A 23,811-nucleotide genomic window follows, 5' to 3' on the forward strand; every position below is an offset into this window, starting at 1 on the left:
GTGAGCGGGGAAATTCACCTTCTGATCGTTGACGATGACGAGCGCATCCGAGGCTTGTTGCAAAAATTCCTGATCCGTCATGGGTTCTGTGTGACGGCGGCCCGTGATGCGGCCCATGCACGGCGGCTTTTGGCGGGGTTGGAATTCGATCTCATCGTGCTCGATGTGATGATGCCGGGCGAAGATGGCATCAGCCTGACGCGAGATTTGCGCCAGTCTATCAGCACGCCGATCATGTTGCTGACGGCCAAGGGCGAGACAGAGGACCGCATCGCCGGGCTCGAAGCCGGTGCCGATGATTATCTCGCAAAGCCGTTTGAGCCAAAGGAGTTGTTGCTGCGCATCAACGCGGTTCTGCGCCGGATGCCGCAGATGGAAGAGGCCGAAGCCGGGCCGAAATACCTGCATTTGGGTCGATTCCGCTACGATGTGGAGCGGGGCGAGCTTTGGGAAGGCGATCAGATTGTGCGTCTGACCGGCACCGAAGCGCAGCTGATGAAAATCTTCGTCGCCTCGACGGGCGAACCTGTGACGCGCACCGACTTGGTCGAGCGGCTCGGACGCGATGGTGGGCAGGCGCAGGAGCGGGCTGTCGATGTGCAGATCACCCGCCTCAGACGCAAGCTCGAAGACGACCCGCGCCAACCGCGTTACCTGCAAACCGTGCGCGGTGCGGGCTATATGCTGACGCCTGAGTAGGCGCCCCAAGCAACGGGCCGGAATGCAAAACTCAAACTGGCCTTCCCCGGCGGTTTTCCTATATGCAGTGGGGGAAACATTCGGGAGAGTCCAATGAGCGATACGCCGGTCAGTGAAATGTCCTTTGAAACCGCCATGGCGGAGTTGAACGAGGTTGTGAGCAAGCTCGAACGCGGCGATGTGGCCTTGGAAGACAGCATTGCGCTCTATGAACGTGGTGCTGCGCTCAAGGCGCATTGCGAGGCCAAGCTCAAGGATGCCGAAGAGAAGGTAGAAAAGATCACCGTGGGGCCGGATGGAACGGCAACAGGGACGAGTAAGGCCGAAGGTGTCTGATGCAAGACGGGTTGGCGCGGTGTAAGGCGGCCGTTTCCGCCTGTTTCGACACTGTTTTGGCGCCTCTGGGGACCATGCCGGTCGAGGAGGGGATGCGCTATGCCCTCAATGGTGGCAAGCGCCTGCGGGCGTACCTTGTGATGGAGGGCGCCGCGCTTCATGGTGTGCCTGCCGAACGCTCCGTCTGGGCCGCCGCTGCGATTGAGGCGGTGCATGCCTATAGCCTCGTGCATGACGATCTGCCCTGTATGGACGATGACGATTTGCGTCGCGGACAGCCGACCGTGCACAAACGATGGGACGAGGCGACAGCGGTGCTTGTGGGCGATGCGCTTCAGACCCTCGCTTTTGAACTTTTGACGCGCCCTGAAATGGAGGTTTCGAGCCAGATTAGGGTCGATTTGATTGCCTCTCTGGCGAAAGCGTCTGGCGCGCAAGGCATGGTCTTGGGTCAGGCACAGGACATCGCGGCGGAGACCTCTGCGACCCCGCTCGATCTGCAAGAGATCACCGTCCTACAAGGCAACAAAACCGGCGCGCTGATCGAATGGTCCGCGCGCGCAGGCGCCATTTTGGGCGGTGGCGATCCCACCCATCTGGGCACCTACGCCAAGGCGCTGGGCCTCGCGTTTCAAATTCAAGACGACATTCTCGATGTCGAAGGCGATGTCGAGAAAACCGGTAAGGCCGTGGGCAAGGATGCCGAGGCGGGAAAGGCGACTTTCGTGTCGCTTCTGGGACTTGAGGGCGCCAAGGCCCGCGCTAGCTCATTGGTGGATGAGGCCTGTGCGGCATTGAGCCCCTATGGATCGCGGGCCGAGCCCTTGCGAGACGTCGCCCGCTTCGTTATTTCGCGGGAAACCTGAGAAAGCGAGACGCCATGTCCGACCGCCCAGCCACTCCGACCCTCGATCGCGTGAATATCCCAGCCGATCTCAAAGCTCTGTCCGACACAGAGCTCAAACGCGTGGCGCATGAGTTGCGGCAGGAAACCATCGCAGCCGTATCTGTGACGGGCGGTCATCTGGGTGCAGGTCTTGGGGTTGTCGAGTTGACCGTGGCGCTGCACGCCGTGTTCGACACCCCGAAAGATCGCCTGATCTGGGACGTGTCGCACCAATGTTATCCGCATAAAATTCTGACCGGGCGTCGTGATCGTATCCGCACCCTGCGAACCGAGGGCGGCCTCTCCGGCTTCACCAAACGTTCCGAAAGCCCTTATGACCCCTTTGGTGCGGCGCATAGTTCGACCTCGATCTCTGCCGCTTTGGGCTTTGCCGTAGCGCGCGATCTGGGTGGCGCGACAGAGCATGGCATCGGCGATGCGATTGCGGTGATCGGCGACGGGTCGATGTCCGCAGGCATGGCCTTTGAGGCGATGAACAACGCGGGCCATTTGGGCAAGCGTTTGATCGTCATTTTGAACGACAACGAAATGTCGATTGCGCCGCCGACCGGTGCGCTCTCGTCCTATTTGACCCGTCTCTATGCGGGCGAGCCGTTCCAGGATCTCAAAGCCGCGGCCAAAGGCGCCGTTTCCCTTCTGCCGCATCCGTTCCAAGAGGGCGCCAAACGGGCCAAGGAAATGCTCAAGGGCATGACCATCGGCGGCACGTTGTTCGAAGAGCTTGGGTTCTCTTACATCGGCCCGGTCGATGGCCACGATATGGACCAGCTTTTGAGCGTGCTGCGCACGGTCAAAACCCGCGCGACGGGGCCGATCCTGATCCATGCGATCACGAAAAAGGGCAAAGGCTACGCCCCCGCCGAAGGTCGCCCGGACAAAGGCCACGCGACCGCCAAGTTTGACGTGGTCACCGGTGAGCAGAAGAAAGCCAAATCCAACGCGCCGTCCTACACAAAGGTTTTCGCCGAAGCACTTCTCCAAGAGGCCGCGCAGAATGACAAAATCGTCGCAGTCACCGCTGCGATGCCCGATGGCACGGGCCTCGATCTCTTTGCCGAACGCTACCCGAGCCGGTGTTTTGACGTTGGCATTGCGGAGCAGCATGGCGTGACATTCGCGGCAGGTCTCGCCGCCGGTGGGATGAAGCCGTTCTGTGCGATGTATTCGACCTTCCTTCAGCGCGGTTACGATCAGGTCGTGCATGACGTGGCGATTCAGCGTCTGCCCGTGCGCTTCGCGATTGACCGCGCCGGTCTCGTTGGCGCCGATGGGGCGACGCATGCCGGGTCTTTCGATATTGCCTTTATGGCCAATCTGCCGGGCATGGTGGTCATGGCCGCTGCCGATGAGGCAGAGTTGAAACATATGGTCGCCACCGCCGTTGCGCATGATGAGGGGCCCATCGCTTTTCGTTATCCGCGCGGCGAAGGCGTCGGTGTTCAGATGCCGGAACGTGGTGAAGTGTTTGAGATCGGCAAAGGGCGCATCGTGCGCGAAGGCACGCGGGTGGCGCTTTTGTCCTTTGGCACACGTTTGGAGCCCGCCTTGAAAGCCGCTGAGAACCTCGCGGCCAAAGGCATCTCCTGCACCGTCGCAGACGCACGTTTCGCCAAGCCTCTGGATCACGATTTGATCCGTGATCTTGCGGGGAATCACGAGGCTCTGATCACCCTCGAAGAGGGCGCTATCGGGGGATTCGGCTCACATGTTGCCGATTTCCTCGCAGAGGAAGGCGTGTTTGATCGGGGCTTTAAATTCCGCTCTATGACGCTTCCGGACACCTTCATCGACCAAGCCAGCCCGGAGGCGATGTATGCCATCGCGGGGCTGAACACGCCGGACATCGAGGCCAAGGTGCTCTCTGTGCTTGGCATTGCGGATCTGACGAGCAAGCGAGCCTAAGGCCATGCACGTTTGTGCAAAGCGGGTATGAGCACAGTGGGTTGCTCGCAGCCTTGATCCCTGTGCGAGAATAAGGGAAGTCTCACGTGACTTCCTTTCAAGGTATATCCGATGGTTTCCACCACCTCCGTCTCTCCCGGCACCCGTCCGGGGATCGTCCTTTTTGCGCTCGCTATGGGTGGGTTTGCGATTGGCACGAGCGAATTTGCCAGCATGAGCCTATTGCCCTTCATGGCGCAGGGGCTGGAGATTGATGAGGCAACAGCCAGTCGTTTGATTTCCGCCTATGCTCTGGGGGTTGTTGTCGGCGCGCCTTTGATTGCGGTGGCGGCGGCGCGGATCGAGCGGCGAGTTTTGCTCATTGGTTTGATGGTGATGTTTTGCATCGCCCATATCCTCTCCGCTCTGGCGCCGACTTACCCGGTGATGCTTTTGGCACGTTTCCTGAGTGGGATGCCGCATGGTGCCTATTTCGGTGTTGCGGCTTTGATGGCTGCCTCTCTCGCGGGGCCGAACCAGCGGGGCAAGGCGGTGGCGCGTTTGATGCTTGGCCTCACCATCGCGACCATTGTCGGCGTGCCTGTCGCCAATGTGTTGGGGCAGACCATCGGGTGGCGCTGGGCGTTTGCTTTGGTGGGGGTTTTGGCGGCTTTAACGGCGACCATGATCCTGATTTTCGCGCCAGAAACCGCGCGTGATACCAATTCGAACGCGTTGAGAGAGCTTGGCGCACTGAAGAACCGGCAGGTGTTGTTGACGCTGTTGAGCGGGGCCATCGGGTTTGGTGGGTTCTTCGCCTTTTACACCTATCTCGCCTCGACGCTGATCGAGGTGACGCAGGTTAATGAAGCCTCGATTCCGCTGTATCTGGGTCTCATGGGCTTTGGCATGACGCTTGGTACTCTCGTTGCCGGATGGGCGGCGGACCGGGCGTTGAACTTTGCGGTTTTTGCGACGCTGATCGTGAATATCGCCTTGCTGTCACTGTTCCCGCGGATCGCTGATATGCCCTATGCCATGGTCGCGATGGTTTTGGCGATGGGGGTGGCGAATGGCTATCCGATCCTACTTCAAACCCGGCTCATGGACGTCGCCCGCGATGCGCAGGCACTGGCGGCGACGCTGCATCATGCTGCGTTCAATGCGGCCAATGCCTTGGGGCCCTATGTTGCCTCGATCTATATTGCCAAGGGCTATGGATTTCCCTCGGCGGGCTATGTCGGGGCGGCTTTGACCTTTGGCGGTGTGGTGATCTACGCCATCACGGTTCTGGATCATCGGCGATCCTGGCAGGACAGTCGCTGATTCAGCTACTCATCCTGCGCCAAAAGCGCCTTTAGCCCGGTTTTATAGTCCGGATAAATGAGATGAACGCCCAGCTCCTGTTTCATCCGGTCGTTTCGCACCTTTTTGCTTTCGGCATAAAAGCTGCGGGCCATGGGGGTCATCTTGGCGGTTTCAAAGTCTTCCTCTGGCGGCAAAGGCAGGCCCAAAAGGTCTGCGGCATAGCCGATGACCTCTTGCGGCGGCACGGGGAGATCGTCACAGACGTTATAAATTCCTCCGGATTGGGGGCTGTTTATCGAGGCTTCAAGAACCTGCGCGATGTCCTCGACATGGATGCGTGAGAAAATCTGACCTTCTTTGACGATCCTACGCGCGGTGCCGTTGCGGACCTTGGCGAACGGGCCGCGGCCCGGACCATAGATGCCCGCGAGACGAAAAATCGACAGATTAAGACCCAAATCCTGCGCAATCGCTTGCCAATCGGCCTCCGCCTGCATCCGCGCTTTGCCACGTTTGGTGCCGGGGGTAAGCGGCGTGGCCTCGTCGACCCAATCGCCGCCGTGGTCACCATAGACGCCCGTGGTTGAGAGATAGCCAACCCATTGGAGATTGGGCGCAGCATCGATCAGCTCATCACGATAGTTGCGCAAAAACGGATCACCCTCGGCATCGGGGCCTGCGGAAATCAAAAGATGGGTCGCGTGGCCAAGTTGGGCGGGAATAGGGTCTGTTTCGAGCAAAATGGGCTCTACGCCGTCAGTGTCAAACTGCTGTGCCTTTGCCGGGATACGCGTGGTGCCAATGATGTCCCAGCCTTGCGGGATCAACCGCCGTGCGAGGGCTTGGGCGCTATAGCCATGGCCAAAGGAAAACAGTTTGGGACGTGTCATGTGATCTCTTTCTCGGCCTGATACCGGGCCTTGCGTCTCTGTCGCAGTTGGTCTCAAGTGACGGGGCTGACACAAGATTGCAAGCGGAAGGCGATGATAGGGTCGTCTGGGGCGTTGAGCACCGTTTGTTGCGAAAAGGATATAAAAATGAACAGCAGTTTGAAAAGCCTGATCCTCGAAACAGCGCCCGCGCGCGACCCCCGGAGCTTTGGCGATCCGGCGGCGGCGGTGGCCCATCTTGAGGAGCTCTATTCAGAGGCCTGTTCTTTTTTGACAGAGAAATTTTCGCTCATTGCCAGCGGGGCGGAGCCTGAGGCGCGGTATCGGGCCTATTACCCGGAAATTCGCGTGGTCACGACATCCTATGCGACGATGGACAGCCGTCTGTCCTTTGGTCACGTCGCTAAGCCCGGCGAATATTCGACGACAATCACCCGGCCCGACCTGTTTCGAAATTATCTGAAACAGCAGATTTCCCAAATCCTGCGCAACCATGGTGTGATGGTGCAAATCGGCATTTCGGACACGCCGATGCCCGTGCATTTCGCGGTGGCGAATGACGAGAACATCACCGTGCCGCAGGAAGGTGCCATGGCCTATCCGCTGCGCGATATTTTCGATGTGCCGGATTTGACGACGACCCACGATGATATTGTGAACGGCTTCGACTACACCCATACGGATGGCTCAGGCGCCTTGGCACCCTTCATGGCACAGCGCATCGATTATTCGCTGGCCCGCCTGTCGCATTACACCGCGACGGATGCCTGTCATTTCCAGAACCACGTGTTGTTTACCAACTACCAGTTCTATGTCTCCGAATTCGAAGCCTATGCACGTAGCCAACTGGCCGATCCTGAGAGCGGCTACACCAGCTTTGTCTCTACCGGAAATGTCGAGATCACTTCGGCGGACGAAGACATCCCGCCGACAGCGAAGATGCCGCAGATGCCGACCTATCACCTGAAACGCGCGGACGGCTCGGGGATCACGCTGGTGAACATTGGCGTCGGGCCGTCGAATGCGAAAACCGCGACGGATCACATCGCCGTTTTGCGCCCGCATGCCTGGATCATGGTCGGCCATTGCGCCGGTCTGCGCAATTCGCAGCGGCTCGGGGATTTCGTCCTCGCGCATGCGTATCTGCGTGAGGATCATGTGTTGGATGATGACCTGCCGGTCTGGGTGCCGATCCCGGCTTTGGCGGAAATTCAGACCTCTCTCGAAGACGCGGTGGAGCAGGTGACCGAACTCGAAGGCTATGAGCTCAAGCGCATCATGCGGACGGGGACGGTGGCGACGATTGACAATCGCAACTGGGAGCTGCGCGATCAATCCGGCCCGGTGCAGCGCCTGTCGCAATCGCGGGCCATTGCGCTCGATATGGAAAGTGCGACCATTGCGGCGAACGGATTTCGGTTCCGCGTGCCTTATGGGACGCTCCTTTGTGTGTCGGATAAACCGCTCCATGGCGAGTTGAAATTGCCGGGCATGGCGTCGGATTTCTATAAATCACAGGTCTCTCGGCACCTGTTGATTGGTATTCGGTCGATGGAATTGCTGCGCGACATGCCGATTGAACGCATTCATAGCCGGAAATTGCGCTCTTTCGAGGAGACGGCCTTCCTGTAATGAGGGTTTTTTCGCTCAAAATGCGGGAAAAAGCTTCGGATTAGTACACTAGGCGTTGTGCGCCCCCTCAATATTCGCTTAGAAATGCGCGATAACCCCCAAATCGAAGGGGGGCGTACGAGGAGTATACAGACATGACGAAACCGATGACCAAAACCCAGCTCGTGGCTGCACTCGCCGAAGAAATGGGTTCTGATAAGAAATCCGCTGGCGCGGCGCTCGAGGCGATCACCTCCCTCATCACCAAAGAAGTCTCCGCCGGTGGCGCTGTGACTCTTCCCGGCGTTGGCAAAATCTACTGCCGTGAGCGTCCGGAGCGCATGGTGCGTAACCCGCAGACCGGTGCGCAGATGAAGAAAGAAGCCGACAAGGTCGTGAAAATGACCATCGCAAAAGCGCTGAAAGACAGCGTGAACGGCTAAGTCTTTCTGACTGATTATCGAAAAGGGTCGCGCGGGTCGCGGCCCTTTTTCGTTTTTGGCGGGTCCTGTGTTTCGGGAAATAGACCCTAAACCACCAGAAACAGCACGATATTGAGCGTGATAAAGGCCGCGAGTGTGTTTACGAGGATCGACAGAGAGGCCAGCGCGCCACGTCCAACTTCTTGGGCAAACAGGGCGGCGATCGCCATGGTCGGAAGCGCCGCGGAAATCAGGACAGCCGTCCGCAGGTCCGGATCAAGAGTGACGCCAAAACGTGCGACCAGAAAGATCACAAGCGCCGTGCAAAGCGGCATGACAATCAACTTGCCCACGGCGGCCTGACCGGCCAGACGCAGGTTTCCTTCAAAAGACAACCCGACAAGAGAGCCACCAATCACGAAAAGCGCAACGGCGGAGGCCGAGCCCGCCACCAGATCGATGAGTTTGTGAACCGGGCCGGGCAGGGACAGGCCAAGGGCGGAAATGACAAAGCCGAGGATAATGGCGATGATCAGCGGACGCTTGATCAGGTTTCTCAGGACTTGCCCGAGTTGTTGAAGGGCGTTGCCTTTGCGATCTTCACGCGGTTTGCCGGCTTCGATGGCCATGAGGGCAAGCGGGACGAAGATGATGTTTTCGACGAGGAAGTTCATCGCCAGAATGATCCCAGCATGGTCGGGGACCAGCATGAGAAACATCGGATAGCCGATAAAGCCTGTATTCGGGCAATAGGAAATCATCATCACCACACCGCGCCGTCCCGGATCGGTGGCAACGGAGAACCAGAGAAACATCAGCCCTGCGGTCAACAGGCCGGAAAACAGGTAGACGGTGATGTAGTCGAAGTGGACGACTTCTGAAATCGGACGCGAGGCGATGGCGCCGAAGACCAGAGCGGGCAGGGCGAAATTCATCACCCAGCCGCCGAGAATGCTCATGTCTTGCGGACGGAACACGCCTTTGGTGACCGATGCATAGCCGATAGCGACCATGGCGAAGATCGGGAAGGTGATGCCTAAAATTGTGAGAAGCTCAGCCAATGTGACCGCGAAGCCCCTCGCCGACTTGACCGCGATGCAGCAGCAGATGATCGAGCAGCACGCAGGCCATCATCGCTTCGCCCACAGGCACGGCACGAATGCCGACACAGGGGTCATGACGGCCCTTGGTGATCAAATCGGTGTCTTCGCCGGATTTCGTCACGGTTTTGCGCGAAGTTAGGATCGAAGAGGTCGGCTTCACGGCAAAGCGCACGACGACATCCTGCCCGGTGGAAATCCCACCAAGGATCCCGCCTGCGTGATTAGACCCGAACTCAGGCCCATTCGGCCCCATCCGGATTTCATCGGCATTTTCTTCGCCGGTGAGACAGGCGGAGTTCATGCCTTCGCCAATCTCCACCCCTTTGACGGCGTTGATAGACATCATCGCAGCGGCCAAATCCGTGTCTAACTTTGCATAAATCGGTGCACCGAGGCCTGTGGGCAAACCTTTTGCGACCACTTCAATAACGGCGCCAACAGAAGAGCCGTTTTTGCGAATTTCGCCCAAGTAGTTAGCCCATGTGTCCGCCGTGGCGGCAGAGGGCACCCAGAACGGGTTGTTGTCGATCTCGGCCATATCGCGCGGGCCTTCTATGCCATGCGGGCCGATCTGGGTCATATAGCCTTTGATCTCCAGATCAGGCACCAATTCGGCCAAAACCGCCCGAGCGATCCCGCCCGCGGCCACGCGCGCGGCGGTTTCCCGCGCCGAAGACCGCCCGCCGCCACGATAATCGCGGATGCCGTATTTCTGGAAATAGGTGATGTCGGCGTGACCGGGGCGAAACGCCTGCGCGATCTCGCCGTAGTCTTTCGAGCGCTGGTCCGTGTTGCGGATCATAAGCTGGATCGGCGTGCCGGTGGTCTTGCCCTCGAACACACCAGAGAGGATTTCCACCTGATCGGGCTCGCGCCGCTGGGTGGTGAATTTCGAGGTGCCAGGTTTGCGTTTGTCGAGCCAGACCTGAAGCATTTCTTCAGTGATCTCGATCCCCGGAGGGCATCCGTCGACCGTAGCGCCCAAAGCGGGTCCGTGGCTTTCTCCCCAGGTGGTGAAGCGGAAAAGATGTCCGAATGTGTTCATGCTCATGGCGGGCTCCTCGCGTTGGATTTGCTTTAACCGATGTCACTTCTTTGGGCAATCAATGCGATGAGGGGGATGTTGATCGAATTTTCCCTGGGGGTCTTTAAACATGAATGATCCGGCATTGATGCGCGTTGCAGGCCTGTGTCACATCCTCGGAAAGCTGGGCGCCGGTCACGACGATGTCGTAGTCCCAGAGGCGCCCGTGCTGACAGGCCAAATCCAAGTTATATTTTTCGCTATCCATCACCAGAATCGTCGTTTTGGCGCATTTGGATATGGCTTTGCGGGCGGTCACTTCCTCGGAGTTGTAATCCATCACGGCGCCGCTGGAGGACAGCCCGCCACAGCTGAAAACAGCGTAATCGACACGGTAGTTCGCAAAGAACTCAAGGGACGCCACACCGATCAAATCGAGGTCCCGCATCCGCACCGTGCCGCCCGCCATTTCCACCGAAACCCCCGGCGCGGATTGCAGGGCGCAGACGGCGTGGATGCTATTGGTGACGACGAAAAGGTTCTCACGAGACGCCAACAGGCGCGCGCAATGTTCGACCGTCGTCCCAGTGCCCAAAGCCACGCGGCTGCCATTCGGGATCAGGTTTTTGACGGCGAGGGCGATCCGTTGTTTTTCTTGCCGTGAGAGGCTTTCACGCGGCAGGTAGCCGATGTTTTCGCTTTGCTGTCGGAGGCGCGCGGCACCATTGCGCCGTTGGACCAATCCCGCCTCATCCAGATCGCGCAAATCTGTGCGAATGGTTTGAACCGAAACAGCAAGACGGTCGGACAGCTCTGCCGCAGAGAGCTCTCCGTGTTCTGACAAAAGCGCGATGATGCGATCACGCCGTTCCCCCAAATCCAAACGCCTCATGATTTTCCTTCGAAAATGACTTTGAGTTTCGACAAGGTTATGCGGCTTCGTTTTTTTGCGCAATATCATTAAAAAAGTTACTTTTTTGTCACAAAATTGTTGCGGGGCGCGGAAATAAGACCCTTGTCAAATGCTTTCGAACGAAAGCGAAATCTTCAGGCCAAACCGCAGGAGAGCCCCATGAAGACCGTCCTCACCACAACCGCTTTTGCCCTCATGGCCAGCACCGCCATGGCAGATACGATCACCATCTATACCTCGCAACCGAATGCCGATGCACAGCAGACCGTGGATGCCTTCATGGCGGCCAATCCGGGCACCGAAGTTGAGTGGGTGCGTGACGGCACGACCAAACTGATGGCCCGCCTGCGCGCCGAAATCGAAGCGGGCAACCCGCAACCCGACGTGCTTTTGATCGCCGACACCGTGACGCTCGAAGGCATGGCGCAAGAGGGTCTGTTGCACGCCTATCAATCGCCCGAAGCCGGCAACTATGACGCGGCGCTTTATTCGCCTGAGGGTTATTATTACTCCACGAAGCTGATCACCACCGGCATCGTTTACAACACCGGTATTGAGACCGCGCCGACCTCGTGGAAAGACCTCGAGGATGCGTCAATCAAAGGTCAGATCGCCATGCCGTCGCCGCTCTATTCCGGCGCCGCGCTGATCCATCTTGCCACGCTCACGGGCGATCAGGACCTCGGCTGGGACTACTACGGCAAACTCGCCGAGAATGAGGCCAGGGCTCAGGGCGGCAATGGCGGCACCTTCAAAGCCGTCGCTTCCGGTGAGAAACCCTACGGCATGGTCGTCGACTACCTCGCGATCCGCAACAAGGCGGACGGCTCCCCGGTCGACTTCGTCTTTCCCGAGGAAGGCGTGTCCTATGTGACCGAGCCGGTGGCGATCCTGTCTTCCGCCAAAAACGTCGAGGGCGCCGAGAAATTCGTCGACTTCGTGCTGAGCCAAGAGGGGCAGGAATTGGTTCTCGACATGGGTTATATCCCGGCGCGTAATGGCATGGGTGTGCCTGCGGGTTTCCCCGCACGCGAAGACATCAAACTGATGGCTTTTGATCCGGCTGACGCGCTTGCCAATGCCGAGGTCAACAAAACGAAATTCACTGAACTGTTCGGCGCAGAATAATGCAATCCGCCCTACAAAAAGGAGGCAGCCGGTCCGAATCCCGGCTGCTTTCCGCCATTCTGATCCTTGCGCTTTGTCTGACGCTCGCACCCGTTTTGCGGCTTTTTATCGAGGGCGTCACGGATCAGGGTGTGCCCTCTCTGTCGCTTGCAAAATCCGTTCTTGCGCAAGGTTCGACCCTAAATGCACTCAAACATTCGCTGATCACAGCGGGTCTTGGTACGTTGGTCTCCGTGGTTTTGGGAGCGGCTTTTGCCTTTCTTGTCGCGCTCACCGATTTGCGTGCAAAGGCGGCTTTGGTCTTTTGCCTGATGATCCCGATGATGATCCCGCCACAGATCACGGCGCTGTCCTGGACACAAATCATGGGACCGTCTTCGGTGCTCTTGAAGACCCTCGGCGTTGCCCCGCCGCTTGGCGCGCCGCAGCCGCTTTATTCGCCCGAGGGCATCATTCTTCTGCTCGGCATTCAGCATATGTCGATCATCTTTTTGACGCTCCGCGCGGGGCTACGGGCCATTCCGCAAGAGGTGGTCGAAGCCGCCCGGATCAGCGGCGCGCGGGGCTTTCGGACGTGGTGGCAGGTGGTGACGCCGCTGACGCTGCCGAGTCTTGCCGCGGGGACCGCCATCACCTTTGTTACCGCGCTGGGTAATTTCGGCATTCCGGCGATGCTGGGTATTCCGGCGGGCTATGTGACGCTGCCGACGCTGGTCTATCAAAAGCTCGCGGGCATGGGCACGACAGTGCTGGCCGAGGTTTCCGTGCTGGCCATGCTGATCGGCGCGGTCGCGATTGTCGGCATTCTCCTGCAACGATTTTTCCAAGGTCGGCAGAATGTGTATCTCGTCGGTTCGACCTCTCGTCCGCTGGCTATTCCACTGGGTTCGGCACGTTTGCCGGTAGAAATCCTGCTCTGGGCCGTGGTCTTCGTGATCCTGGTCCTGCCGATGTTTGGCCTCTTGGCGACCTCTCTCGTGCCCGCTTACGGCGTCCCTTTGCGTTTCGACACGATGACGCTGGTCTCTTGGGGGGAGGTGTTGTTTCGCCAACCCGTGACGGCCCGTGCCTTTGTCAACTCGTTCAGCCTCGCTCTGGGCGCGGCCGTCGTGTTGATGCTCATCTGCCTGCCGCTGGCGTGGCTCATGGAACGTCATCCCACGCGACTTTCGCGCCTCTTCGACAGCCTGCTCGATCTGCCTTACGCGTTGCCCGGCGTGGTCCTCTCGATCGCGATGATCCTGTTGCTGATCAAGCTGCCTTTCACCGACGCGACGCTCTACGGCACGATCTGGATCATCTTCCTCGCCTATCTCGCGCGCTTCTTCGCGGTGATGTTCCGCCCGGTTCAGGCCAGCCTGAAACAGCTCGATCCGGCGATGGCCGAAGCCGCGCAATCGGTGGGGGCGGGTCTGTTTCAACGCCTGCGTGATGTCATCCTGCCGCTGTCCGCCCCTGCGGCTGCGGCCGGCGCAATCCTTGTCTTTCTCACCGCGTTCAATGAACTCACGGTTTCTGCGCTGTTGTGGTCTTCGGGCACCGAGACCCTGGGCGTGGTGATTTTCAATCTCGACGACAGCGGCGAAACCGCGATGGCGAGTGCTTTGGCGATGACCATCGTCTTCGTTGTCATGGCACTTATGACCCTAATCCAGCTGTTTTCGCGTCGTTTTCCGAAAGGAGTGGTCCCATGGCAGACATAAACATCACGTCTCTGGGCAAGGTTTTCGCAGGCGCCCCTGCGCTTCAGGACATTACAACCCGGTTCGAAGACGGCGAATTCGTCGCGCTTCTGGGGCCGTCGGGCTGCGGCAAGACCACGCTTTTGCGTCTTTTGGCTGGGTTCGATATGCCGAGCTCCGGGACGATCCGTATCGGTGCGCGGGACGTGGCGACGGCGACCAATATGGTCCCGCCCGAAGAGCGCAACATCGGCTTCGTGTTCCAGTCTTACGCGCTCTGGCCGCATATGTCGGTGCGTCGCAACGTGTCCTATCCGCTCGAAATCCGTAAATTGACGAAACCTGAGATCGCCGCGCAAACGGATGCCGCATTGGCCGCCACCGGCCTGACCGAGTACGCAGATCGCATGCCCTCCGATCTGTCCGGCGGTCAACGCCAAAGGGTGGCTTTGGCGCGCTGTCTGGTCTCCGCGCCGGATGCGGTGTTGCTGGATGAGCCGCTCGCCAATCTCGACGTCGCGCTGCGCGCTTCGATGCAGGCGGTGTTCACCGATTTCCACAAACGCACCGGTGCCACCATGGTTTATGTGACCCATGATCAGGCCGAAGCCATGGCGATGGCGGATCGCATTGCGGTGATGAATCAGGGTCTAATCCAGCAGTTTGATACGCCTCAGACGCTTTATGAACGTCCGAAAAACCGTTTCGTCGCCGAATTTGTCGGGCGTGGCACTGTGGTGCCTGTGAAGGCCGTCGAGCAAGGCGAAAACCAGCTGCACGCGCATATTCTGGGCACTCGGATTGCGATTGCAAGCGAAGCGCAGTCCAAGGTCAGCCATGTCTGCCTTCGTCCCGAAAACCTATCGATTTCCGAGACCGGCGATTTGCGCGCCAAGGTGGCGCGGGTCACCTATCTGGGGGGCAAATACCTCCTTGAAACCGTGTCCGCCTGCGGCACACGGCTGCTGGCGGAGACGCGGGCGAAATTTGACGTGGGTGCGCAGCTTGGGCTCACCATCACGACCCCCTGGGCGTTTTCCGAGGATTAAATGCAAAGCGTAAGACTTCTTTCCGGCATCGGGGACAAGGGCCCCGCTTGCATGCAACTCACCATCGACGACCGCATCTGGCTTTTGGATTGCGGGTTCGGTCCCGAGGCCAACGCGCACTTCAATCCGGAGTGGCTCAAGGGCGCCGAGGCCGTGTTCATCACGCATGACCATATCGACCATATCGGGGGTGCCTCCTATGCGGTGGAGGCTGGCTTGCCGATCTATGCGACGGCTCAGACCGCCAAGGCCCTGCCGCCCGCCGCCAAGGTGAATCTGTTGCCCGAACAAGGTGACAGCCACATCCATGGCGTCAAGCTTACCACCGGGCGCAACGGTCATGCGATGGGCGGGGTTTGGATGCATTTCGATCTGGGCGAGGGTCTGTTCTATTCCGGCGATTGGTCGGAGGAATCGGATTGGTTCCCGCTCGATCTGCCGCCGCCCGCCGCGACGGCCATTTTGGATTGCTCCTATCACCTCGACGATGTGCCACAGTCTGCGCGTTTCGCGGTTTTGGATGCCTTGCTCGATGGTCTGCATGGCCAAGTGCTTTTGCCTGTGCCGCCATCCGGACGCGCCGGTGAAATGGCGCTGCATTTGATCCGGCGCTATGGGATGGAAAGCGTCATGCTCGACCCGGAGTGTCAGTCTGCCTTGCGTGCCGCGCTCGCCAGCCAGACGCTGAGCCCCGAGGTGCAAGAAATCGCGCCGCTTCTGAACCGTGGTCCGATGGAGCAGGCCCGGTTTCTCATTTGCGACACGCCGAATGCCGATGGCGGCGCGGCTTGGGGCTATGTGCGGGCGTGGAATGAAAGCGGGCGTTTGGGGCGTGACGCGCATGTCGTGTTCACCGGCCATATGACCGCCCATGCCCGTGGGATTTGCGCGGTGCCCGGCGGGTATTTCCAGCGCTGGAACGTGCATCCACCGCTGCGCGATCAGATCAAAATGCTTGACCGATTGGGTGCAAAACGCTTCGCGCCCGCTTTTTGTGCACAGCCAGAGGATTATCTGGTCGAAGATTTGGGCGTGGAGATTTTCCTCCATGATCCGGTGCGGCTATGAGCGTTCTTCCCGCCAAAGGTTTCTGCCTCATCCGCCACGGCGAGACCACGGCCAATGCCGATGAGATCATCGCCGGGCGCACGGATGTTTCGCTGACGGAGCGAGGTCGGGAGCAGGCGCGTGATCTGTCAAAACGCATGTGGCCGGAGCATATCGTGCTCTACGCCAGCCCGATGTCACGGGCGCGCGAGACCTGTGAATTGGCGTTTCCAGATCTGCCTTATGCCCTGCATGACGGTTTGCGCGAGCGGGATTGGGGGCTTTTTGAGGGGCGGCCTTTGAGCGAGCAGCCGGATCGCGAGGCCACGCCCGAAGGCGGCGAAAGCTGGCCGGATATGCTCTCACGCGTCGCGCAGACGATTGTCGAGATTTGTGACACAAGCGAGGACGCCTTGCCCGTTCTGGTCTGTCACTCCGGTGTCATCCGCGCCGCGCGGTTGCTTTGGACCACAGGGCATGTCGGCTCGCGCCCCCCAAATGCCACGCCGCTGATGTTCACGCGGTCGGGTCAAATTTTCAAGGAGACAGAGCTATGACGAACCTCGGCAAACCCTGTGTGGTCTTCGATGTGGATGGGACTTTGGCGGAGTTCGATGCGGGCAAACTCGGGCATCTCGTGCACGGGATTGAGAAGCAATGGGATGAGTTTCATCACGCCATGTCCGACGCGCCGTTGATTGCGCCTGTCGCCAAGCTGTTGCGCCGCTTGAAAGACAGCGGCGAGACCATCGTGATCTGTTCCGGACGACCGGCGGGCTGGGCCGAGCATACGATGGCGTGGCTGCGCAAACATGAGCTGCCGTTTGATGGCATTTACCTGCGGGCCGCGGATCAGGACGAGGCCAGCGATCCGGAGGTCAAACGCCGGGCTCTGGCGGAGATGAAAGCCGATGGTTTGGCCCCCTGGCTCGTCATTGATGACCGCAGTTCCGTGGTGGAGGCCTGGCGCGCAGAGGGTCTTGTCTGCCTGCAATGCGCGCCGGGCGATTTTTAAGATTTAAGCTGGATTAGACTCTATTTCTTTCCAGCCTTCACCATTGTAGGCACTGTCCCAAAAGCGCCATTCATGCCAGCAGCTGCGCTTGAACGCATGATGCATCCGGGCGCGAGTCTCGGAACTGGCCCCGGCTGCAACGCGGTCGGTCAGCGCCAACATGCGCGTGACGCTTTCGTCGAAAGCCTCGCCGGAATAGGTGGCGATCCACTCGGCATAGGGGTTCTCTGGGGGGCTGGTTTCAGCGATTTCCTTGCCGACATCACGGTAAATCCAGAAGCAGGGTAAAAGTGCCGCGACGGCTTCGGGGAAGTCCCCGATTGCGGCGGTGCGCAACAGGAAAGACACGTAGTGATCGCAGGCGGCTGAGACATCTGTGGCTTCAAAGCTGGCGGTCGTGATGCCGAAAAGGCCCATGTAATGGCCGTGCAACCCGCGTTCGACGGCGATGGCCCCTGCGGCTGATCCGGCAAGTTGTGCCACGGCCTGTGCATCGGGGGCTTTGGCGGCGGCAAGGGACAGGGCGCGGGCGAAGCCTTCGAGGTAATGGGCGTCTTGAATGATGTAGCCTTGGAAGGTTTCCGACGGCAAAGTGCCCGACGCCAATTCGCGGTTGAATGCCATGGCGTGGATTTGATCGCGCAGGGTTTGGGTCTCTTGCGCCAGCTCTTGGGTGAAAGTCATATTTGACGTCCTTGTAGGGAATAGAAGTGATGCACCGGGCCATGGCCCGCGCCGACCGACAGCTCGTCCGCGTGGGTAATGGCGGCTGTGATGTAGGATTTGGCACGTTTCGCGGCCTCCGGCAGGCTCAGCCCGGCGCCAAGCCACGTGGCCAGCGCAGAGGCATAGGTGCAGCCGGTGCCATGGGTGTTTTTCGTCTCGATCCGCGCGCTTTCGAGCCAGGTTTCTCCATCGTCCGTGACAAGCAGATCGGGGCTTTCAGGACCGCTCAAATGTCCGCCTTTGAGCAAAACCGCCTTTGGCCCAAGTGCGCGCAGGGACTGAGCTTGCTCCCGCATGTCGTCCAAGGTTTTGGCCTCGGCACAGTCGAGAAGATCGGCGGCTTCGGGCAGGTTCGGGGTGATCACGGAGACCTGTGGAAGAAACGCACGCAGGGCTGAGACGGCGCTCTGTTGCAACAACCGATCCCCACCTTTCGCGACCATTACCGGATCAAGCACAACGGGGCAGTCGAGATCGGAGATGGCACCTGCCACGGTTTGCGTGATTGCAGCATCGCCCAGCATGCCGATCTTGACCGCATCAAGGCGGATGTCGTCGCGGATGGCTTTGATCTGCGCCGCGATAAAGGCCGTGGGGCAGAGATGAACGCCGGTTACACCACGGGTGTTCTGCGCGGTGAGGGCGGTGATGACGGACATCGCATAGCCGCCATTGGCAGAAATCGACTTGATGTCGGCCTGAATGCCCGCGCCGCCGGAGCAATCGGAGCCGGCGATGGTGAGAATATTCGGGATCATGCGTCCCTCCATGCGTTGAGGAGATCGCGGCTTGCGACCTCCATATTGTCGGCTTGCGAGATGGCGGAAATCACCGCCAATCCCGCGCCGCCGGAGTGTTTGATGGCTGCGGCGTCGTGATGGGTCACCCCGCCGATGGCGAGACAGGGCAGCGGCGTTTGCGATATGATGTCCGCGAACCCATCGAGGCCGATGGGGGCGGCGTGATCGGGTTTCGAGCCGGTCGCCCGGATCGGCCCAACGCCGAGGTAATCGACGCCGGGGGGAATGGTCGCAAGCTGATCCTTGGTCTCGACCGAGAGGCCGAGGATCATGTCCGGGCCGATCCGACGCCGGATGTCGGCGGGGTTGCCGTCACTTTGGCCGATGTGCAGAACCGGTGCGCCTATGGCGATGGCCACCTCCACGCGATCGTTGATCACCAGCTTGGCGCCAAGCGGCTCCAAGGCGGTCATCAGGATCCGGGCGAGATCGGCGAACTCTGCGTCTGGCAGGGTCTTGTGTCGCAGTTGCACCCATCCGGTGCCCCCTTTTGCGGCGGCGATGCTTTGGTCGATCATCGCCTCGGGCGTGGCCGGTTCGGTGATGAAACAAAGCGGAGGAATATCGAGAGCGCTCATGACAGGCTGATCCTTGCGCCGTCGTTCAGCGCCTCGGGGCTCATGCCATAAAGCGCGTCGATGAAGGCGGTTTGGAAGGAGGCGGGGCCTTTGGCCTCACCTGCCATCTCTCCGGCCATTTCTCCGGCCAGGGCATAATAGGCGAGGGCGGCGACAGTGGCCTCGAACGGGTCTTGGTCGACCAGAAAGGCGGCGACGATCCCGGTCAAGGAGCATCCCAGAACGGTGACACGGGGCATCATCGGGTGACCATTGGCAATTTCCGCGATGCACGCACCATCGGTGACGACATCAATCGGGCCGGTGACCGCAACAACCGCACCGGTCTGGCGGGCCAGATCGCGAGCGGCGTCCTTGGCGGCCTCGACACTATCGGCGGCATCGGCGCCTTTGCCCGCTGTTTGCATCCCCGCCAGCGCCAGAATCTCAGAGGCATTGCCGCGAATGACTGTGGGTTTGCAGGCCAAAAGGCGCACGCCAAGGTCACGACGATAGCCGGTCGCACCGACGGCGACAGGATCAAAGACCCAAGGCTTACCCAGCCGATGCGCGGTGCGCGCGGTCTCCACCATCGCCTCGGCCCAGGCGGGGGAAGGGGTGCCGATGTTGATCGTCAGGGCCTGTGCGAGGGCGGTGAATTCGGCGGCTTCCTCGCGCGCATGGACCATGGCGGGAGAGGCGCCTGCGGCCAGCATGATATTGGCCATGACATTCATGGCGACGTAATTGGTGATGTTTTGCACCAAGGGCGCTGTTGCGCGCATTTTGGCAAGGCTTTGACCCGGTTGGTCCATCATGATCTCCTCCATCGCTGGCGGGGAGATCGAAAGAGACGGCGGGTTTGGCGCTGGTGTCTCTCACGCGCCTCCCTCCGCCGGCATTACCCGGTTCAGGTTCTAAGGGTTCGTCTCAGCCCGGGTGTCCCCGAGCGCCCCTGTCGCTCACTCTGTGAGTGCTCGCATTCTTGGGCAGGGACGTCAAGTGGAGAGGTCGCGGGCCTGAAAAAGACCCGCCGAACGCGGATGGTTCGACGCGCGGACATGTGGCGGGCGTTTGGTCTCAGCCGACAATCAATTGTTTGAGCTTCAACGCCTCATATTCCAGCGCGGTCAGGCGGTAATTCACCACATCGCCGATGGAAATCAGCCCGATCAGAGCCTCTCCCTCCATCACCGGAAGATGACGAAACCGCCCGTCGGTCATGCGGCGCAACACGGTGACGAGGGTCTCGTCCATCGTGGTCGTCTTTAGCTCTGTCGTCATCAGCGCATCGACGGTTTTGGGCAGGGTTTGCCCCGGTGTCTGCGCCAATTGCCGCACGATGTCGCGTTCGGACAGAATGCCGCAAAGCGCGCCTGGGGCGTCTTTGACCAGAACGACACCGATGCGATTTTCACTCATGATCTCAACGGCATGTTGCACGGTGTCCTGAGGGCGAATGGCGATGATGTCGCCGCCTTTGGTTGCCAAAACATCGCCGACGGTCGCCTGCGCTGCGGACATGTTGGTCGCGATGGTTTGGCTATGGCTGTGTTGGTCTGCCATGGCGCCTCGGGTCTTTGGGGTATAAGAAGCTGGCATGTTCATTCCTCCCTGAACTGTCTTTCAGGGTAGTGGAATTCGCGCTCAAGTAAACTTTTTCCGACCGGGAGACCCGTCTTGATTGAAAACCTGACCGGATCGCCGCTGGCGCTTTCGCCCTTGATGGCGACGACATTGTTCGTGATCGCCTGTCTGGCGGGCTATCGCTATCGCTCCGTCTGGAAAGCCGAAGGGCCGCGGGTTCAGCTTTGGATTTTCGGGCTGATCGCGGCGGTGATTTTGCTGGTTCTGGGGCTGGTGCCGATTAAGGCGTAAGAGCCGAAAAAAAGACGCCTCAGGCGGCGTCTTCTTCCATCTCATCGAGCATTTTGCGCGCGCGCGGGCAGGCAAGGCGTTCGCGCAGCGGGCTGTTTGGGTCGATCTCTTTCTTGCAGACCAGACAATGATCCGCGCCCTCGACCGCGTTCAAGCCGCCGCAGCTGCCTTTGATGGTGCGCCCGCTGAACATCACTCCAAGCGCCATGCCAGCCATCACAATCAAAAGAAGCCCAAAGGCGAGAATGAACGTCGACATGGATCGACCCCTGTAGAAATTCCGTCAGATCACGCGGTCAGCGCGGTGAACTTGTCCGAGGCATAGCTCACGCGGCCATGCTCGCCGTCTTTCACGACATGGTCAATGAACAGAACCGCGAGATCACGTTGATTTGCGATCTCGAGGCCACGTTCGCGACCCAGAACCAAAAGTGCTGTGGCCCATGCATCCGCCAGCATCGCATTCTCGGTCATCACGGTGACGGAGGCGGTGTTGTGGGTGACAGGGCGGCCCGTGGTGGCGTCGATGATGTGGGAATAGCGCTGGCCGTCCACTTCAAAGAAGTTGCGGTAGTCGCCAGAGGTGGCCATGCCCATGTCGGAGATGCCGACAACCTGTGCCACGCCGCGATCAAAGGCTTCGGGCGTCTCGATGCCGATCTGCCAGGCTTTGCCTTCCGGGTTGCGACCCGCGGTGTAGAGATCGCCGCCGATCTCGACCATGTAATCTGTGATGCCAAAGCTCTTGAGCGTGCGCGCGACCTGATCGACGCCAAAGCCTTTGCCGATGGCGGAGAGGTAAACTTCTGCGCCGTCGTTCATCTTGGTCAGCGTGCCGTTTTCCACTTTCAGCGAACGGGACTGGCCGCTGCGCGCCATGGCGTCGGCGATTTGTGCGTCACTCGGCGCATCCATGCGGGTGCCGTTTGCGCCAAAGCCCCAGAGATCGATGAGCGAGCCGACGGTGACGTCAAAACGACCTTCGGTGGCATCATGCACATGACCTGCGGCCAGCATCACATGTTCCAACTCGGGGGAAACGGTCAGGCTGTCGCCGGCAGAAGCAGCGTTGAAGCGGGAAATCTCAGAGGACGCATCCCAGTTCGACATCTGGGTGTTGACCTCGGCCAGAGCCAGATCGACGGCTTTCTGTACCTCGGCCTTGTTCACGTCCTTGGTGTGATCGACGGCGACGATGGAATAGCTGGTGCCCATCGTGAGGCCGGTGAGTTCCAGAACGGACCACCCTTTCTTGCAGGCGGCCAGACAGATCGGCATGACCATAAAGCTACGGCGAGAAAGGAGGAAAGAGTCGGACACGAGGCTGCTCCACTAAGCTGCGATGTTTCAATCTGCGGTGTTCTGCATGCTTCTGCGGCAGAATGACATTGGGTTCAACACTAAAGTAAAAGAACTGCCCTCGGAAGCCTTCCAAACCGTGGCTCATTATCGCATAAGGTAGCCGGAAAATGGACAGGGCTTAAAAGACGTGCAGCAACATGTGTTGAAGAAGGGTCTCGACGTTCCGGTGCTCGGCGCACCTGACGCCAGGATCGAAGATACAGCAGCGGTCCGGACCGTCGCCGTGCTTGGGCAGGATTATCTCGGTCTGAAACCGCGTTTGGCGGTGGAAGAGGGGGATGTGATTGCCGCTGGTGCACCGGTTCTGGCGCATAAGGATACGCCGGAGGTTCAGGTCACGGCACCTGTGTCCGGTCGAATCAAGGCGATCAATCGCGGCGCGCGTCGCGTGTTGGTCTCTGTCGAGATCGAGGTGGACGAGGCAGCCGCCGAGCCGGTCGATTTTTCACAAATCGGTGATGACAGCACGGCCGAGGGCGTGACGCAGAAACTCTGCGCCTCCGGGCTTTGGACCTCGCTGCGCACGCGGCCCTATTCTAAAGTGCCTGCGCCCGATACCAAACCTGCCGCGATCTATGTCACCGCGATGGACAGCGAGCCGCTGTGTGGCGATGCCGCGTTGATCATTGGGCAGGACGCTGAGGCCTTCGCGCGCGGACTTCAGGCCGTGGCTTTGTTGACCGAGGGCAAGACCTATCTTTGCCAAGAGATCGGTGCGGATATTCCGGGGGCCGATCTCGCGGGCATCACGGCGGTCGGGTTCTCCGGCCCGCACCCTTCGGGGCTTGCTGGCACGCATATGCATTTTCTTGAGCCGCCGTCGGCGTCGAAAATCGTCTGGACCATCGGCTATCATGATGTGATTTCCATCGGGAAACTGATGCTGACCGGCAAACTGGACGCGAGCCGCATCATCGCGCTCTCCGGTCCGATGTGTTCGAACCCGCGCCTTGTGCGTACGGTTATGGGCGCGTCGATGGAAGACCTCTGCGCCGAGGATCTGAACACCGATACGCCGATCCGCGTGATCTCCGGCTCGATCCTGAGCGGGCGCGCGGGGGCGGGGCAAAACGGTTATCTGGGCCGCTATGCGCGTCAGATCACTCTGATCGAAGAGGATCGCAAGCAAATTCCGATGGGCTGGATTCGTCCGATGCCGTCGAAATATGCCTTCCAGCCGGTGCTGGGCTCTGCGTTTTCCAAAAAGCTTTACGCGCTGACGTCGAATTTGAACGGCGGGCGTCGGGCCATGGTGCCGCTGGGCACCTTTGAAGAACTGATGCCGCAGGATTTCCTGCCGACGCAGCTTTTGCGCGCGCTTCTCGTGATGGACACGGATCAGGCACAGGCGCTGGGCGCTCTTGAGCTGGACGAGGAAGACGTCGCGCTTTGCGGCTTTGCCTGCCCGGCGAAATATGAATATGGCCTCGCGCTTCGCGACAGCCTCACCAAGATCGAGAAGGAGGGGTAAGG

The 23,811-nt window shown here is 59.7% G+C and carries 26 protein-coding genes and 1 riboswitch; of the genes, 15 read left to right on the top strand and 11 right to left on the bottom strand.

What is annotated here, in order from left to right; translation table 11 throughout:
• From ACN0X0_RS07640 to ACN0X0_RS07660, 5 genes are all read left to right on the top strand, one after another.
• Positions 1-699 (top strand): response regulator, encoded by a 699-nt coding sequence (locus ACN0X0_RS07640; RefSeq protein WP_417278661.1) that lies wholly within the window; start codon positions 1-3, stop codon positions 697-699.
• Between the two features lie 93 nt (positions 700-792).
• Positions 793-1,035 (top strand): exodeoxyribonuclease VII small subunit, encoded by a 243-nt coding sequence (locus ACN0X0_RS07645; RefSeq protein ID WP_226551860.1) that lies wholly within the window; start codon positions 793-795, stop codon positions 1,033-1,035.
• Entirely contained in the window at positions 1,035-1,901 is an 867-nt protein-coding gene (locus ACN0X0_RS07650; RefSeq protein ID WP_417278662.1) for a polyprenyl synthetase family protein, read from the top strand. Before ACN0X0_RS07645 ends, ACN0X0_RS07650 begins: the two co-directional genes overlap by 1 nt.
• Positions 1,902-1,915: 14 nt before the next feature.
• On the top strand, positions 1,916-3,844 hold the full coding sequence (dxs, locus tag ACN0X0_RS07655; protein ID WP_417278663.1) for a 1-deoxy-D-xylulose-5-phosphate synthase: 1,929 nt from the start codon (positions 1,916-1,918) through the stop codon (positions 3,842-3,844).
• A gap of 111 nt (positions 3,845-3,955) precedes the next feature.
• Complete coding sequence (locus ACN0X0_RS07660) at positions 3,956-5,149, top strand: MFS transporter (RefSeq protein ID WP_417278664.1); 1,194 nt, start codon at positions 3,956-3,958, stop codon at positions 5,147-5,149.
• A gap of 5 nt (positions 5,150-5,154) precedes the next feature.
• Here ACN0X0_RS07660 and ACN0X0_RS07665 read toward each other — a convergent pair whose 3' ends face one another.
• Positions 5,155-6,021 (bottom strand): SDR family oxidoreductase, encoded by an 867-nt coding sequence (locus tag ACN0X0_RS07665; protein WP_417278665.1) that lies wholly within the window; start codon positions 6,019-6,021, stop codon positions 5,155-5,157.
• Positions 6,022-6,168: 147 nt separating this feature from the next.
• Between ACN0X0_RS07665 and ACN0X0_RS07670 the strand changes: the two genes are divergently transcribed.
• Positions 6,169-7,653: an AMP nucleosidase gene (locus ACN0X0_RS07670; protein WP_417278666.1), complete on the top strand. Its 1,485-nt coding sequence runs from the start codon at positions 6,169-6,171 to the stop codon at positions 7,651-7,653.
• Positions 7,654-7,787: 134 nt separating this feature from the next.
• The gene (locus tag ACN0X0_RS07675; RefSeq protein WP_167601248.1) at positions 7,788-8,075 is read left to right on the top strand and encodes an HU family DNA-binding protein; all 288 of its coding nucleotides are present in this window, start codon (positions 7,788-7,790) and stop codon (positions 8,073-8,075) included.
• A gap of 86 nt (positions 8,076-8,161) precedes the next feature.
• Here ACN0X0_RS07675 and ACN0X0_RS07680 read toward each other — a convergent pair whose 3' ends face one another.
• The 3 genes from ACN0X0_RS07680 to ACN0X0_RS07690 form a co-directional block, all read right to left on the bottom strand.
• Positions 8,162-9,115 (bottom strand): AEC family transporter, encoded by a 954-nt coding sequence (locus ACN0X0_RS07680; RefSeq protein WP_417278667.1) that lies wholly within the window; start codon positions 9,113-9,115, stop codon positions 8,162-8,164.
• Complete coding sequence (gene aroC, locus ACN0X0_RS07685) at positions 9,108-10,208, bottom strand: chorismate synthase (protein ID WP_417278668.1); 1,101 nt, start codon at positions 10,206-10,208, stop codon at positions 9,108-9,110. The genes ACN0X0_RS07680 and aroC overlap by 8 nt, the downstream gene beginning before the upstream one ends.
• 97 nt (positions 10,209-10,305) lie before the next feature.
• Complete coding sequence (locus tag ACN0X0_RS07690) at positions 10,306-11,073, bottom strand: DeoR/GlpR family DNA-binding transcription regulator (RefSeq protein ID WP_417278669.1); 768 nt, start codon at positions 11,071-11,073, stop codon at positions 10,306-10,308.
• A gap of 180 nt (positions 11,074-11,253) precedes the next feature.
• Here ACN0X0_RS07690 and ACN0X0_RS07695 point away from each other — a divergent pair, with 180 nt between their 5' ends.
• Genes ACN0X0_RS07695 through ACN0X0_RS07720 form a run of 6 tightly spaced genes read left to right on the top strand, consistent with a single transcriptional unit; the run spans position 11,254 to position 17,015 of the window.
• Positions 11,254-12,222: an ABC transporter substrate-binding protein gene (locus tag ACN0X0_RS07695; RefSeq protein WP_417278670.1), complete on the top strand. Its 969-nt coding sequence runs from the start codon at positions 11,254-11,256 to the stop codon at positions 12,220-12,222.
• Positions 12,222-13,925, top strand: coding sequence for an ABC transporter permease (locus tag ACN0X0_RS07700; RefSeq protein WP_417278671.1), 1,704 nt, complete (start codon positions 12,222-12,224; stop codon positions 13,923-13,925). The genes ACN0X0_RS07695 and ACN0X0_RS07700 overlap by 1 nt, the downstream gene beginning before the upstream one ends.
• Positions 13,913-14,953, top strand: coding sequence for an ABC transporter ATP-binding protein (locus ACN0X0_RS07705; protein ID WP_417278672.1), 1,041 nt, complete (start codon positions 13,913-13,915; stop codon positions 14,951-14,953). Before ACN0X0_RS07700 ends, ACN0X0_RS07705 begins: the two co-directional genes overlap by 13 nt.
• 51 nt (positions 14,954-15,004) lie before the next feature.
• Positions 15,005-16,021: an MBL fold metallo-hydrolase gene (locus ACN0X0_RS07710; RefSeq protein ID WP_417278673.1), complete on the top strand. Its 1,017-nt coding sequence runs from the start codon at positions 15,005-15,007 to the stop codon at positions 16,019-16,021.
• Positions 16,018-16,557 (top strand): histidine phosphatase family protein, encoded by a 540-nt coding sequence (locus ACN0X0_RS07715; protein ID WP_417278674.1) that lies wholly within the window; start codon positions 16,018-16,020, stop codon positions 16,555-16,557. Before ACN0X0_RS07710 ends, ACN0X0_RS07715 begins: the two co-directional genes overlap by 4 nt.
• Positions 16,554-17,015, top strand: a complete 462-nt coding sequence (locus tag ACN0X0_RS07720) for an HAD family acid phosphatase (protein WP_417262339.1) — start codon at positions 16,554-16,556, stop codon at positions 17,013-17,015. The genes ACN0X0_RS07715 and ACN0X0_RS07720 overlap by 4 nt, the downstream gene beginning before the upstream one ends.
• Positions 17,016-17,018: 3 nt before the next feature.
• Here the strand turns inward: ACN0X0_RS07720 and tenA are convergent, their stop codons facing one another.
• From tenA to ACN0X0_RS07745, 5 genes are all read right to left on the bottom strand, one after another.
• Positions 17,019-17,699 carry a thiaminase II gene (gene tenA, locus ACN0X0_RS07725; RefSeq protein ID WP_417262338.1) on the bottom strand — a complete coding sequence of 227 codons (681 nt, stop codon included), beginning with the start codon at positions 17,697-17,699 and terminating at the stop codon, positions 17,019-17,021.
• Positions 17,696-18,499: a bifunctional hydroxymethylpyrimidine kinase/phosphomethylpyrimidine kinase gene (thiD, locus tag ACN0X0_RS07730; protein ID WP_417278675.1), complete on the bottom strand. Its 804-nt coding sequence runs from the start codon at positions 18,497-18,499 to the stop codon at positions 17,696-17,698. Before thiD ends, tenA begins: the two co-directional genes overlap by 4 nt.
• Positions 18,496-19,119, bottom strand: a complete 624-nt coding sequence (thiE, locus tag ACN0X0_RS07735) for a thiamine phosphate synthase (RefSeq protein ID WP_417278676.1) — start codon at positions 19,117-19,119, stop codon at positions 18,496-18,498. Before thiE ends, thiD begins: the two co-directional genes overlap by 4 nt.
• Positions 19,116-19,913 carry a hydroxyethylthiazole kinase gene (gene thiM / locus ACN0X0_RS07740; RefSeq protein ID WP_417278764.1) on the bottom strand — a complete coding sequence of 266 codons (798 nt, stop codon included), beginning with the start codon at positions 19,911-19,913 and terminating at the stop codon, positions 19,116-19,118. The genes thiE and thiM overlap by 4 nt, the downstream gene beginning before the upstream one ends.
• 55 nt (positions 19,914-19,968) lie before the next feature.
• Positions 19,969-20,065, bottom strand: a riboswitch (TPP riboswitch).
• A 113-nt stretch (positions 20,066-20,178) separates the two neighbouring features.
• Positions 20,179-20,700 carry a CBS domain-containing protein gene (locus tag ACN0X0_RS07745; protein ID WP_417278677.1) on the bottom strand — a complete coding sequence of 174 codons (522 nt, stop codon included), beginning with the start codon at positions 20,698-20,700 and terminating at the stop codon, positions 20,179-20,181.
• A gap of 78 nt (positions 20,701-20,778) precedes the next feature.
• Here ACN0X0_RS07745 and ACN0X0_RS07750 point away from each other — a divergent pair, with 78 nt between their 5' ends.
• Positions 20,779-20,976, top strand: a complete 198-nt coding sequence (locus tag ACN0X0_RS07750) for a hypothetical protein (RefSeq protein ID WP_417262394.1) — start codon at positions 20,779-20,781, stop codon at positions 20,974-20,976.
• 19 nt (positions 20,977-20,995) lie between these two features.
• Here the strand turns inward: ACN0X0_RS07750 and nqrM are convergent, their stop codons facing one another.
• Positions 20,996-21,235: a (Na+)-NQR maturation NqrM gene (nqrM, locus tag ACN0X0_RS07755; protein ID WP_107815960.1), complete on the bottom strand. Its 240-nt coding sequence runs from the start codon at positions 21,233-21,235 to the stop codon at positions 20,996-20,998.
• 29 nt (positions 21,236-21,264) lie between these two features.
• Complete coding sequence (locus ACN0X0_RS07760) at positions 21,265-22,296, bottom strand: FAD:protein FMN transferase (RefSeq protein WP_417278678.1); 1,032 nt, start codon at positions 22,294-22,296, stop codon at positions 21,265-21,267.
• A 169-nt stretch (positions 22,297-22,465) separates the two neighbouring features.
• On the opposite strand from ACN0X0_RS07760, the gene ACN0X0_RS07765 reads away from it, so the two are divergent.
• Positions 22,466-23,809: a Na(+)-translocating NADH-quinone reductase subunit A gene (locus ACN0X0_RS07765; RefSeq protein WP_417278679.1), complete on the top strand. Its 1,344-nt coding sequence runs from the start codon at positions 22,466-22,468 to the stop codon at positions 23,807-23,809.
• Positions 23,810-23,811: the final 2 nt, after the last annotated feature.

Origin of the sequence: Celeribacter sp. (assembly GCF_048270365.1) — a bacterium.
In the GTDB taxonomy this organism is placed as follows: Bacteria; Pseudomonadota; Alphaproteobacteria; order Rhodobacterales; family Rhodobacteraceae; genus Celeribacter.